This is a genomic window from Fibrella aquatilis, assembly GCF_017353255.1.
GTDB lineage: Bacteria > Bacteroidota > Bacteroidia > Cytophagales > Spirosomataceae > Fibrella > Fibrella aquatilis.
The window spans coordinates 190013-203734 of record NZ_JAFMYU010000004.1 but is presented as its reverse complement, the minus strand read 5'-3'; the positions used below and the strand labels follow the sequence as shown (position 1 = coordinate 203734).

Sequence of the window (13722 nt, the reverse complement as noted above, 5' to 3'; positions counted from 1 at the left end):
TATATACGTCATACCGAAAAACTTATTTTTCGGCGACAGTGTTGCTTTTTTACGCCCTTTTCACTATTCGTTCGGTTATTTTTTGAATAGGGCTTATTTGATTAGGAATCAGTCGCTCAACTAAACGCAGACGAGCCTTGGCTACAAACGCTAAAAACAACAACACTCGCAAAAACTTTGCGACGATTCAGCCTGTAGTTGACTATCCTGATTTCTTGGATATTCAGCTTAAGTCATTCCGTGACTTCTTCCAACTTGATACCCCTTCAGACAGCCGTTCGCAGGAAGGTCTGTACAAGGTGTTTCAGGAAAATTTCCCTATCTCTGATTCGCGCGAAAACTTCGTTCTGGAGTTTATCGACTATTCGGTAGATCCACCAAAGTACTCGGTCGACGAATGTATTGACCGGGGCTTAACCTATTCTGTACCGCTCAAAGCGAAACTTCGCCTCATCAATAATGATCAGGATAACGAAGACTTCGAGACGATTGAGCAGGAAGTGTTCTTGGGAAACATCCCTTATATGACCGGAAAGGCATCGTTTGTCATAAACGGGGCCGAGCGGGTCATTGTTTCACAACTACACCGTTCGCCGGGTGTGTTTTTCTCGATGAGCAAGCATACCAACGGTACGAAGCTTTACTCAGCCCGGATTATACCCTTTAAGGGGTCCTGGATTGAGTTTTCTACTGACGTGAATAACGTCATGTATGCTTATATCGACCGGAAAAAGAAGTTTCCTGTAACAACGCTGTTACGGGCTATCGGCTTTGGTTCAGACAAAGACATTCTGGATCTGTTTGGTTTGTCGGAAGAAATTTCTGCCACGCCGGTAACCCTGAAGAAAGCCATTGGCCGTCGGCTGGCGGCGCGGGTATTGCGCACGTGGACGGAAGATTTCGTTGACGAAGATACCGGTGAGGTAGTGTCGATCAGCCGGAATGAAGTGCTCCTGGAGCGCGACTCGGTGGTGGCTGCCAGTGATATTGATACGATTACAGAATCGGGTCAGAAATCGATCATCCTGCACAAGGAAGATATGAACATGGCCGATTACAACATTATATACAACACCCTCCAGAAGGATAGCTCGAATTCGGAGAAGGAGGCTGTTGAGCAGATTTACCGGCAACTGCGGAACACCGAAGCACCTGACGAACAGGCTGCGCGGGAAGTGATACAGAGCCTGTTCTTCTCAGACAAACGCTATGACTTGGGCGATGTTGGCCGGTACCGGATTAACAAAAAGCTGGGTCTGGACGTAGCCTCGGATACCAAAGTACTCACCACTCGTGATATCGTCTCGATTGTGAAGTACCTGATTGGTCTGATCAACGCCAAAGCGGTTGTCGATGATATTGACCACCTGAGCAACCGTCGTGTGCGCACGGTGGGTGAGCAGTTGTATGCGCAATTTGGGGTTGGTCTGGCTCGTATGGCCCGGACCATCAAAGAGCGGATGAACGTGCGGGATAACGAAGATTTCAAGCCGGTTGATCTGATCAACGCCCGGACACTGTCGTCGGTAATCAACTCGTTCTTTGGTACCAACCAGCTTTCGCAGTTTATGGACCAGACGAACCCGCTGGCCGAAGTGACGCACAAGCGTCGCATGTCGGCACTCGGACCGGGTGGTCTGTCGCGGGAACGGGCGGGTTTCGAAGTACGTGACGTTCACTACACCCACTACGGTCGGTTGTGCACGATTGAAACGCCTGAAGGGCCAAACATTGGTCTGATTTCATCATTGTGCGTGTTTGCGAAAGTGAACAGCATGGGCTTTATCGAAACGCCTTATCGGGTTGTTGAAAACGGTAAAGTGCCCGACAAGCCAGTGATGTATCTGACGGCCGAAGAAGAAGATACACACTACATTGCCCAAGCCAGTTCGGCACTCGACAATAAAGGCAACTTTAAAGTTGATAAGCTGAAGGCGCGTTTTGAAGGTGACTTCCCCATTTCGGAGCCATCCAGCGTAACGTTCATGGATATTGCCCCCAACCAGATTGTGTCGGTGGCCGCGTCGATGATTCCGTTCCTGGAGCATGATGATGCTAACCGTGCCCTGATGGGTTCGAACATGCAACGTCAAGCAGTGCCCCTGCTCCGCCCTGAGGCCCCCATTGTGGGCACGGGTCTGGAAGGTCGGGTAGCCACTGACTCACGTGCGCTGGTGATTGCCGAAAACGATGGCTCAATTGACTTTGTGGATTCGACCAAGATTGTGGTTCGCTACATTCTGGACAAAGACACGGATTCGGTCACGTTCGACGAAGACGTCAAAACGTACAACCTGATCAAGTTCCGCCGCACGAACCAGGATACCTGCATCAACCTGAAACCGATTGTGCTGAAAGGCCAGAAGGTGAAGAAAGGCGATGTGCTTTGCGAAGGCTATGCCACGCAAACGGGTGAACTGGCCTTGGGTCGGAACATGAAAGTGGCATTTATGCCTTGGCAGGGATACAACTTCGAAGATGCTATTGTGATCTCGGAGCGGGTCGTGCGCGAAGACATTTTCACGTCGATCCACATCGAAGAGTTTGAACTGGAAGTACGCGACACAAAGCGGGGCGAAGAGGAACTGACCTCAGAGATTCCGAACGTATCGGAAGAGACAGTTCGTAACCTCGACGAAAACGGTATTGTTCGCGTGGGAACTGAGGTGAAGGAAGGCGATATCCTGATTGGTAAGATTACGCCAAAAGGAGAAAGTGACCCGACGCCGGAAGAAAAACTGCTCCGCGCCATCTTCGGCGACAAGGCTGGCGACGTGAAGGATGCCTCGAAAAAGGCACCACCATCGTTGAAAGGCGTTGTTATCGACACCAAGTTGTTTGCCCGCCCTTCGAAAGAAGATCGGGGTAAGCACAAAGAAGAGTTGAAGGTGCTGATGAAGAAGTATGGCCGTGACTTAAACACGTTCCGTACGCGGGGTATTGACAAACTGGTGGAACTGCTTGACGGCAAAACCAGCAACAGCGTTAAGCACCGTTTCGGCGACGAGATCTTCAGCAAGGGCACCAAGTTCACGCGCAAGAACATCACCGAAAACCTGTTCCCCGACAAGAACCCGTATCGCGACGAAAGTGGCTATGCGGTGCCTGAAGAGGTGAACCTACTGTCGGATTTGGTGCTTGATAACTGGACCGAAGACGAACACACGAATCAGTTGCTGGTGAAGTTGGTGAAAAACTACAACACGCGCCGCAACGAGATCACGGGTCGGTTTAAGCGGGAACGGTTTACGCTCGAAGTGGGCGACGAACTGCCCGCGGGTATTGTGAAGCTGGCCAAAGTATACATCGCCAAGAAGCGTAAGCTGAAGGTGGGTGATAAGATGGCCGGTCGTCACGGTAACAAGGGTGTAGTTGCCCGTATTGTTCGTGACGAAGACATGCCCTTCCTGGAAGACGGTACGCCAGTTGATATCGTGCTGAACCCACTGGGTGTACCATCCCGGATGAACCTTGGTCAGATTTATGAGACCGTACTGGCCTGGGCCGGTCAGAAGCTGGGCCGCAAGTACGCCACGCCAATTTTCGATGGGGCTACCGAGCAGCAGGTGTCTGATGAGTTAACGGCGGCTGGTCTACCCGAATTTGGCCGGACATACCTCTACGACGGTTTGTCGGGTGAGCGTTTCGATCAGAAAGTAACAGTGGGTATCATCTACATGCTGAAACTGGGTCACCTGGTTGACGACAAGATGCACGCCCGTTCTATCGGACCTTACTCGCTCATTACGCAGCAGCCGCTGGGTGGTAAAGCGCAGTTTGGTGGTCAGCGGTTTGGCGAGATGGAAGTGTGGGCGTTGGAAGCCTTCGGGGCGGCCAACATCCTGCAAGAAATCCTGACTGTGAAATCGGACGACGTGGTAGGCCGCGCTAAGGCATACGAAGCCATTGTGAAAGGCGAGAATATGCCGAAACCAAATATTCCTGAGTCGTTCAACGTACTCGTTCACGAGTTGCGTGGTCTGGCGCTTGAAATTACGTTAGAGTAAAGTTCAATGTTCAATGTCTAAGGTTTAAAGTTGCTTCGCATCAGTCAATGTGCAGAGCGACTTTAAACATTGGACTTTAGACTTTGAACCCTTTTCAACTATACAATCTCCAACACATGTCGTTCAAAAAGAACAAGAAGCTCAACAGCGATTTTTCCAGCGTTATCATTAGCCTGGCATCGCCCGAGTCAATTCTGGAGAGTTCATACGGCGAGGTTACCCAGCCCGAAACCATCAATTACCGAACATACAAGCCCGAAATGGGCGGGTTGTTCTGCGAGCGGATCTTCGGGCCGGTGAAAGACTGGGAGTGTCACTGCGGCAAATACAAGCGTATTCGCTACAAGGGCATCATCTGTGATCGCTGTGGGGTAGAAGTAACCGAGAAAAAGGTGCGCCGTGAGCGCATGGGCCACATCGAACTGGTAGTGCCCGTTGCCCATATCTGGTACTTCCGCAGTTTGCCTAACAAAATCGGTTACCTGCTTGGCATGTCGACCAAGAAGTTAGACCAAATCATTTACTACGAACGCTATGTGGTGGTTCAGGCCGGTATCAAAGCCGCCGATGGTATCAACGAACTTGATTTCTTAACGGAAGACGAGTACCTCGATATCATCGACAAACTGCCCGCCACTAATCAGCACCTCGACGATAAAGACCCCAATAAATTTATTGCCAAAATGGGGGCCGATGCGCTGGAGATGCTGTTGTCACGCGTGCACCTGGACGAGCTATCGTTCAGCTTGCGCCATGCTGCGGCCACCGATACCTCGCAACAGCGAAAGGCTGAAGCGCTGAAGCGGTTGAAAGTAGTAGAAGCATTCCGGGAAGCCAACACACGCGTAGAAAACCGCCCCGAGTGGATGGTGATCCGCATGGTGCCGGTTATTCCGCCCGAACTGCGCCCGCTTGTGCCGCTGGATGGTGGACGTTTTGCTACGTCTGACTTGAACGACCTCTACCGTCGCGTTATCATTCGGAATAACCGTCTAAAGCGTCTGATCGAGATTAAGGCACCCGAAGTGATTTTGCGGAACGAGAAGCGGATGCTTCAAGAAGCCGTGGATTCGCTCTTCGACAACTCGCGGAAAGTAAATGCTGTGCGTTCGGAAGGCAACCGTGCTCTGAAATCGCTGTCTGACATGCTGAAAGGCAAACAGGGTCGGTTCCGGCAGAACCTGCTCGGTAAGCGTGTTGACTACTCTGGCCGGTCAGTTATTGTGGTAGGTCCTGAGTTGAAAATGCACGAATGTGGTCTGCCGAAAGACATGGCCGCTGAGTTGTTTAAGCCGTTCATTATCCGCAAACTTATTGAGCGCGGTATTGTGAAAACGGTGAAGTCGGCGAAGAAGATCGTTGACCGGAAAGACCCTGTTATCTGGGACATTCTGGAAAATGTACTGAAAGGACACCCTGTATTGCTGAACCGGGCACCAACGCTGCACCGTCTGGGTATTCAGGCGTTCCAGCCGAAGCTGATTGAAGGTAAAGCTATTCAGTTGCACCCGTTGGTAACGACGGCCTTCAACGCTGACTTTGACGGTGACCAAATGGCCGTTCACGTGCCACTGGGTCAGGAAGCCGTTTTGGAAGCGTCGCTGCTGATGCTGGCCTCGCATAACATTCTGAACCCTGCCAACGGCGCGCCCATTACGGTACCGTCGCAGGACATGGTGTTGGGTCTGTATTATGTGACAAAGGGTCGGAAATCAACGCCGGAGTACCCCATTGTTGGTGAGGGCATGACCTTCTACGGTGCTGAAGAGGTGGTGATTGCCATCAACGAAGGCAAAGTATCGAAGCACGCCAACATCAAGTGCCGCGTGAACGTGCGGAACGAGCAGGGCGAACTGGAGTCGAAGATTATTGAGACCGTAGCTGGTCGTCTGCTGTTCAATCAGCGGGTGCCTGCCGAAGTTGGTTTCATCAATGAACTGTTGACCAAAAAGAAGCTGCAACAAATCATTGCCCTGATCTTCAAGATTGCGGGCGTGGCTAAAACGGCGGCTTTCCTTGACGATATTAAGGAACTTGGTTTCCAGCAGGCTTTCAAAGGCGGTCTGTCAATTGGTCTGAGCGACGTAAAGATTCCTGAAGCAAAGCAGGGATTGGTAGACGAAGCAAAGAACGACGTACAGGGCGTTTGGGATAACTACCTGATGGGTCTAATTACGGAAAATGAACGTTACAACCAGGTTATCGACATCTGGACGCGCGTGAATTCTCGGGTAACAGAGACGCTCATGAAGCAGCTTGAGGCAGACCAGCAAGGGTTCAACTCGATCTACATGATGATGCACTCAGGCGCACGTGGTTCGCGGGAGCAGATTCGTCAGTTGGGTGGTATGCGGGGTCTGATGGCCAAGCCACAGAAAAACTTGCAAGGCTCTGTGGGTGAGATCATTGAAAACCCAATTTTGTCGAACTTCAAAGAAGGTCTCGACGTGTTGGAGTACTTTATCTCGACGCACGGTGCCCGGAAAGGTCTGGCCGATACTGCCCTGAAAACGGCCGATGCCGGTTACCTGACCCGTCGTTTGCACGACGTAGCGCAGGATGTAATTGTAAGCGAAAACGACTGTGGTACGCTTCGGGGTATTCAGACGCTGGCGCTGAAAGACAACGAAGATATTGTTGAGCCGCTGTCGGAGCGTATTCTGGGCCGGACATCGGTACACAATATCTACGATCCGCTGAACAAAGACGCTAACGGTGAGCCTCTGCTCATCATCGGTGCGGGTGAGTTGATCTCGGAAGAAATTGCCGCTCAGATCGACGAGACCAGCATTGAAATGGTGGAAATCCGTTCGGTGTTGACCTGCGAAGCCAAAGTCGGTGTGTGCGCCAAGTGTTATGGCCGCAACCTGGCCACGGGTCGCATGGTCGATATTGGCGAGGCCGTGGGCGTGATTGCTTCACAGTCAATCGGTGAGCCAGGTACGCAGTTGACCCTTCGTACCTTCCACGTGGGTGGTACGGCCTCGAACATCGCCGTTGATGCGTCAATTCGGGCTAAGTTCGACGGTATCGTGCAGTTTGAAGAAATGCGTACGGTGGCTTCTAAAGACAGCGAAGGCAATGATCAGACGGTGGTGATGGGTCGTTCGGGTGAAGTGAAAATCGTTTCGCCAACTGATCCGAACCTGATCTTCATTAGCAATAACGTGCCCTATGGCGCTTTCCTGCGGGTAAAAGAAGGTGACGTGGTGAAGAAGGGTGACGAGCTTTGCGTTTGGGATCCTTACAACGCCGTGATCCTGTCGGAGTTGAGTGGTGCGGTTTCATTTGATGCTATCGAAGACGGTATCACCTACCGCGAAGAGTTCGACGAACAGACGGGCTTCCAGGAGATGGTGATAATTGAAACGCGTGACAAGGCAAAGAACCCCTCTATTGTTGTCAATGGCACAACAACACTGCTGGAAGACGTAACTGAGAAAGGCTATAACCTGCCAGTGGGTGCTCGTTTGGTGGTGAAAGCAGGTCAGAAGATTCTGGCTGGTCAGCCGCTGGCGAAGATTCCGCGTAACGTGGGTAAAACGCGCGACATTACGGGTGGTCTGCCTCGCGTAACGGAACTGTTTGAAGCCCGTAACCCGTCGAACCCGGCGGTCGTTTCGGAGATCGACGGTGTTGTTACGTACGGTACGATCAAGCGTGGTAACCGCGAAATCTTTATCGAGTCGCGCGATGGCACGAAGAAGAAGTACTTTGTGCCGCTGGCCAAGTTCATTCTGGTGCAGGATAATGACTTTGTTCGGGCGGGGGCACCGCTGTCTGACGGAGCCATTACGCCAAGCGACATTTTGGCTATCAAAGGCCCAACCGCCGTTCAGGAGTACCTGGTGAACGAAATTCAGGAGGTATACCGCCTGCAAGGGGTGAAAATCAACGACAAGCACATCGAGTCGATTGTTCGGCAGATGATGCAGAAAGTGGAGATCACCGACTCTGGCGACACTAACTTCTTGGAGGGGCAAGTGGTGGACAAGTGGTTGTTCCGTCAGGAAAACGATAAGATGATGGACGCCAAAGTGGTGATGGAAGCCGGTGATTCGGAGAACCTGAAGCCTGGTCAGATCGTGTCGGCTCGTCGTTTGCGCGATGAGAACTCAAGTCTGAAACGCCGCGACCTGAAAACGGTGACGGTACGTGATGCCATGACGGCGGTGTCGCAGCCGGTGTTGCAGGGTATTACGCAGGCATCGCTCGGTACGGACAGCTTCATTTCGGCCGCTTCTTTCCAGGAGACGACCAAGGTGCTTAGCGAAGCCTCGATCCGGGGTAAGCAGGATCACCTGGAAGGCCTGAAAGAGAACGTGATTGTGGGTCACCTGATCCCAGCTGGTACGGGTACGCGCAAGTATCTGCAAACCATTGTTGGTTCGCAGGACGAGATGGATGTGATCACCGAATCGAAAGATCAGTTTACGACTGCCAAAAGCAAAAAGCGGGCAACCGTTTAATGACTAAGCAGGCTATTGAGAATACAAAAAAGGCCAATCCTGTACAGGATTGGCCTTTTTTTATTGTTATAGGAAACCAGATGCCTACATCGACTGCTGTAGGAGTGTGCAGAAACTTGAAAAATCTAGCAGGCCAATTTTAGGAAAATCTATATCGTGCAAGCAGTTAAAATGGCGGTCGTTTGTGACGATAAAATCAGCATTACCCGCTATAGCCGCGTCTACAAATTTATTATCGTCAGCGTCGACTTCAATAAGCAGGAAACGATAAGCAGTTTCTGTACGAATAACCGTAGAGAAATTGTCTATAGCCAATAAAGTACGTTCCCCAAAGGCGGCTGAATAGTGCCTTTCAAGAATTTCCGCGTACTCGTCAAGAATTTCAGTTGACACGACCAGTTCAAATGTTCCCTGTCGAAGTTCGTCATATACCCACCGATAAGCAGAGAAGTATGGGCAATGACCAACAGAATAGTAGTGTCAAGGACTACCCTCATGGTTTTTTATAAGGAGTACGTAGGTGTGTGTTCAATAGTGCATCTAAGTCTGCTTGCGTTGTTGGGTTTCGTTGTTGTAAACGCTGCATCTCCTCGTCAGCTTTACGCACAAAATAGTCGGCCAGTAGTGCCTTGATATCTGCCAGTTCATTTTGCCCAAGTTCGTGAGCAAATAGCTGGAGCAGATGGAGTTGAACGGGGTTGAACTTAGTTGTTGTCATGATAATCATACAGTTAAAGGCACAGGCAAAGATAGCTTGTAGTTAAAAAACGAAGCTTCATTTGGTCAAGATGCCGTCACGGTTGTACTTTTTGCGGTAAGCCTGTGGGGTTAGTCCAGTAACCTGTTTGAAGACCTTGCGAAAGGTCTTGGTGTCGTTATAGCCTGCGTTATACATGACCGAAGCCACATCATCGGTGTTTTTTTCGAGGGCTTTTTTGGCCGACTCTACCTTTACGCGTTGCAGGTATTCGAGTGGGGTATTCTGCGTAGCACTTTTAAACCGGCGAATGAAATTGCGCTTACTCATGTTGCTGCGCTCGGCAATCTGGTCGACGGACATAGGGAGGTGGAAATTTTGCTCAATAAACGTCTGCGCCTTCAAAATGTCGTCGTCGTTGTGCTGACGTTGTCCCTGGAATACCACGAAATGTGATTGGCTGGCCCGGTCAAGGTCGATGTTGAACATGCGACTCACGCCAATACTTACCTCACGGCCACAAAATTTCTCAACCAGGTACAGAATCAGGTTCCAGGAGAGCAGCGCACCCCCGCTGGTATAGATACCCTCATGGTCGGTCATGACGCTGTCTTTGAGCACCTGCACGTCGGCGTAGCGGCGTTGCATGTCATCGAGCGACATCCAGTGCGAGGTGCAGCTTTTGCCTGAAAGTATACCCGCCTCGGCCAGAAAATAACTGCCCTTGCAGAGGCTGGCTATTTCAACTCCTGCGGTGTGCCTGGCTTTCAGCCAGTCGATTATGGCCGTATTTTTGGCTAATGTCTCATCGGGAGCGGTGTAGAAGGCGGGCACCAGAATTAGCGATGTGTCGGTCACCTCACTCAGCGTTTTAGTGCAGACAAACTGGGCAGGCACGTTTAGCTGAATATGCCGCTCTTTCTCGCTAACCAGTTCTATCAGAAAGGCGGGTGGTTCGCCCATTTGTTGCAGGTAAGCGTTAGTAGCGGCCAACAGGTCTACGGCCCCTGATACCGACGAGAGTACTGCATCTTCGTACACAAGTAGTGAGATGGTTTTCATAAAAGTTAGGTTGAAAAAAGAGGTTAAAAAGGTATGTCTCTTGCGGGTGCAGCAGTACTCCAATGTAGGCATTTAGCGTGATAATCTATGCAGTTATCTCGGCCAATTTTAAATGAAAAAGGGCCAATCCGCTACGGATTGGCCCTTTTTCATTAATAAAAACAAGGGGTACTGTCACTTCAGGATTGGCTCTAGTGCGGCGCGGTTTTCGTCGAGCCAAACGTGGATGTCAGCCACAATTTCGCGCATCCCTTTTTCGGGTTTCCAGCCGGTAAGGGCTGTTACCTTGGTGTTGTCGGTGATGTAAAGGCGAATGTCGGCAGTGCGGTTTTCGGCCACTTCGCGGATTGGGATGGTCTTGCCCGTTACCTCCTGACAAATCTTAGTTAGCTCCTGCAACGAGGCGCTGCTGTCTACGCCACCGCCCGCGTTCAGGATCTCGCCATTGACTTTGTCTAGATTGTGCAACTGCCAGTCGATGAGTCGGTAGAGGTCGTCCACGTGGAGCATGTCGCGGGTTTGCTTACCGGTGCCGCCGTAGCCAATGTAGGCCAGTTGTTGCTCGAAATAGTGTTTGGCTACCCACAGCACCATCACGCCCTGATCGATCTTACCCATCTGCCAGGGGCCGGTAATCACGCCGCAGCGGTTAATGACGGTTTTGAGGCCATAAAACTCGTTATATTCCTGAATGAGCAGTTCCGAGGCCAGCTTGGTGGTGCCATAGAGCGACCGGGCACCGTCGAGGGGGAAATTCTCGGCAATACCTCGGCTCGACACACCCGGAACCGGCTGATCATCGGTTAGTTCAAAGCGGGTAGCGCCCTCCTTGAAGTTCAGATTTTCCAGTGCCTTAATGGGATAAATCCGGCTCGTAGAGAGGAAAATAAATGCCGCTTTGTGCTTCAGGGCAAAGTTGAGGCAGTTGACCGTGCCAAACAGGTTGGTATTGATCAGGTAGTCGGGTGTACCATCCAGGCCGGCCAGTACCGATGGCTCTGCCGAGGCTTCGATGACCGCGTCGACGGCGGGAATGACGTCGAAATCTTCTTTGCTACGAATATCGCCATGTACGAATTCAACGCCCGCCTGCCGTAGCCGCGCGATATTCAGTTCAGACCCGCGCCGTTTCAGATTGTCGAGGGCATAAATGGTATAATCGGGGTAGTTGCGCTTGAGCGACATGGCCAGCGCCGAACCAACAAATCCGGCACCGCCGGTAATTAGTAGTTTCATAGATTAATGAGCAAATGAGTGGATAAGCGAATGAGTAAATAACTTGGAGTGCTTCGCACATGTGCTTTTTATATGCGCGAAGCACTCCAAGTTATTTACTCATTCGCTTATCCACTCATTCACGATTAGCTAGGTATACGTTTGAGAGAAATGTTTTCGACGGGGCGGATCACGAGGGGGACCTTCTCGATTTTCACGGAACTACTGTCGAGGCCAAACCAGCGGTCTTCGGAGGTAGTGAAGCCTTTAATAGAGAAGTAGGTGTTCATAATGATCCGCTCGAAGGTGGGCAGGTCGTTTTCGAACGAAAGGAATTTCTCGAGCACCACAAACCGGAAATCGCCGATCACGTTTTGCCGGTTTAGCGACTCATATCGGCTGGTGATGTCTACTTCCTTATTGCGCACCATGTCTTCGATCACTTTCCGTAGAAACAGGTTAATGCGTTGCTCGACCCGGAAACCCAGCTTGAACGTGATCTTGTAGGCATCATCAGAGGCAATCGTGTTCACCTTATACTCCATCGTGTATGGGTCGTCGGTGGTATCGACATGCACAAACCAGTAGATGTCGGCGCGTTTGGGGCGTTTCTGAAAGATGGAATAAATAATTTTCGACTCAATCTCTGACTGCCGCGCCGCGTTGCTCATAAACACAATGTGGGTGGCATATTTAGGAATACTGATGTCGCGGCTTAGTTCTTTCAGCGAGGTGAGATAGTGGTCGATGCGAACGTATTCGGTGAGCCGAAGCTTGATCTGAAAAGCCTGTAACCAGATGTACATGACGCCCGCGATAGTAGCTCCCAATAGCAGCGACACATAACCGCCGTGCATGAACTTGATCAGGTTGGCGACCAGAAAAGACCCTTCGATGGCCACATAAACAGTTAAAAAAAGCACCACGCCCCAGGCCTGATACTTTTTGCTGTAGAGGTAATAGGCCATGAGCATGGTGGTCATCAGCATGGTCAGCGTAATAGCCAGGCCATAAGCACCTTCCATATTGCTCGATTCGCGGAAGTACAACACCACCCCCACACAGCCCATCCAGAGCAGGCCGTTCACACTGGGTACGTAGATCTGCCCTTTCTGCACAGATGGGTACCGCAGCCGTACTTTGGGCCAGAAATTAAGCCGGATGGCCTCGCTGATGAGCGTAAATGAACCACTGATAAGAGCTTGCGAAGCAATAACCGTGGCTGAGGTGGCAATGACAATACCGATGGTGAGAAACCAGGACGGCATCAGCTGATAAAACGGGATGCGCTCGTTGAGGTTCTCGCCGGCATGGCTCATCAGCCACACGCCCTGCCCAAAATAATTGAGCAGCAGGCACACTTTCACGAATCCCCAGCTAACCCGAATGTTGGCCCGGCCACAGTGGCCCATATCGGAGTAAAGTGCTTCGGCCCCCGTGGTACACAAAAAAACGGACCCCAGCAGCCAGAAGCCACCCGGATATTCGACCAGTAACTGATAGGCATAGTAAGGATTCACAGCCGACAGAATAGTGGGATCAAGGGCAATACTGCCAATACCCAGCACGGCCAGCATACCGAACCAGACGATCATGATAGGGCCGAAGGCAGTACCTACCACGCTGGTACCGAACGCCTGAATCAGAAACAACACCGACAGGATACCAATCACGATAGTAATGATCTGCCATTCGGTAATGGTAGGGTAAAGTTGCCGCAGCCCCTCTACGGCCGATGTTACTGAAATAGGTGGCGTAATGATGCCGTCGGCCAATAGGGCTGAGCCACCAATGATAGCAGGCAAGGTAAGCCAGCGGGCATGGCGACGCACCAGGGCATACAAGGCGAAAATCCCTCCTTCACCCCGGTTGTCGGCCCGCAGGATGAGCACCACGTATTTAATGGTTGTTTGGAGGGTTAGGGTCCAGAAAATACAGGAGAGTGCTCCCTTGACTACTTCCGCGTTAATAACGCTGGTAGGCCCAACAATGGCCCGAAGGGTGTAGAGCGGAGACGTACCGATGTCGCCGTAGATGATACCGAGTGCCACCAGCAGTCCGGCTGCCGACACGGTATCTATATGCTTTTTATCTTCCATAAAGTGGTTATCAAACAACCTTAGTTAGTTTGATTAAACGCGCGCAAAGATAAGAGGGAACATACAGAATGTGTTTTCTGGATATAGACCAACCGGCTGGCTTTCATCCGTAATCTCGATCAAACAGGTCTGGCGCAGCTTAAACGCGTACTTTTATAACCTTAACCTTATAC

Annotated in this window: 7 protein-coding genes; 2 read left to right on the top strand and 5 right to left on the bottom strand. The window is 51.1% G+C overall.

Going from position 1 to position 13722, the window contains the following annotated elements; all coding sequences use genetic code 11:
- Window positions 1–137: 137 nt before the first annotated feature.
- Both rpoB and rpoC read left to right on the top strand, forming a co-directional pair.
- Window positions 138–4007: a DNA-directed RNA polymerase subunit beta gene (gene rpoB / locus J2I48_RS07035; RefSeq protein WP_207334699.1), complete on the top strand. Its 3870-nt coding sequence runs from the start codon at window positions 138–140 to the stop codon at window positions 4005–4007.
- 116 nt (window positions 4008–4123) lie between these two features.
- Window positions 4124–8476, top strand: a complete 4353-nt coding sequence (rpoC, locus tag J2I48_RS07030; protein ID WP_207334698.1) for a DNA-directed RNA polymerase subunit beta' — start codon at window positions 4124–4126, stop codon at window positions 8474–8476.
- An 84-nt stretch (window positions 8477–8560) separates the two neighbouring features.
- On the opposite strand, the gene J2I48_RS07025 is transcribed toward rpoC, so the two are convergent.
- The 5 genes from J2I48_RS07025 to J2I48_RS07005 form a co-directional block, all read right to left on the bottom strand.
- Window positions 8561–8875 carry a putative toxin-antitoxin system toxin component, PIN family gene (locus J2I48_RS07025; RefSeq protein WP_229375942.1) on the bottom strand — a complete coding sequence of 105 codons (315 nt, stop codon included), beginning with the start codon at window positions 8873–8875 and terminating at the stop codon, window positions 8561–8563.
- Between the two features lie 94 nt (window positions 8876–8969).
- Window positions 8970–9203 carry a DUF8507 family protein gene (locus J2I48_RS07020; RefSeq protein WP_229375880.1) on the bottom strand — a complete coding sequence of 78 codons (234 nt, stop codon included), beginning with the start codon at window positions 9201–9203 and terminating at the stop codon, window positions 8970–8972.
- Between the two features lie 48 nt (window positions 9204–9251).
- Complete coding sequence (locus J2I48_RS07015; RefSeq protein ID WP_207334697.1) at window positions 9252–10235, bottom strand: GlxA family transcriptional regulator; 984 nt, start codon at window positions 10233–10235, stop codon at window positions 9252–9254.
- 174 nt (window positions 10236–10409) lie between these two features.
- Window positions 10410–11471, bottom strand: coding sequence for an NAD-dependent epimerase/dehydratase family protein (locus J2I48_RS07010; RefSeq protein WP_207334696.1), 1062 nt, complete (start codon window positions 11469–11471; stop codon window positions 10410–10412).
- A gap of 125 nt (window positions 11472–11596) precedes the next feature.
- Window positions 11597–13549 (bottom strand): KUP/HAK/KT family potassium transporter, encoded by a 1953-nt coding sequence (locus J2I48_RS07005; protein WP_207334695.1) that lies wholly within the window; start codon window positions 13547–13549, stop codon window positions 11597–11599.
- Window positions 13550–13722: the final 173 nt, after the last annotated feature.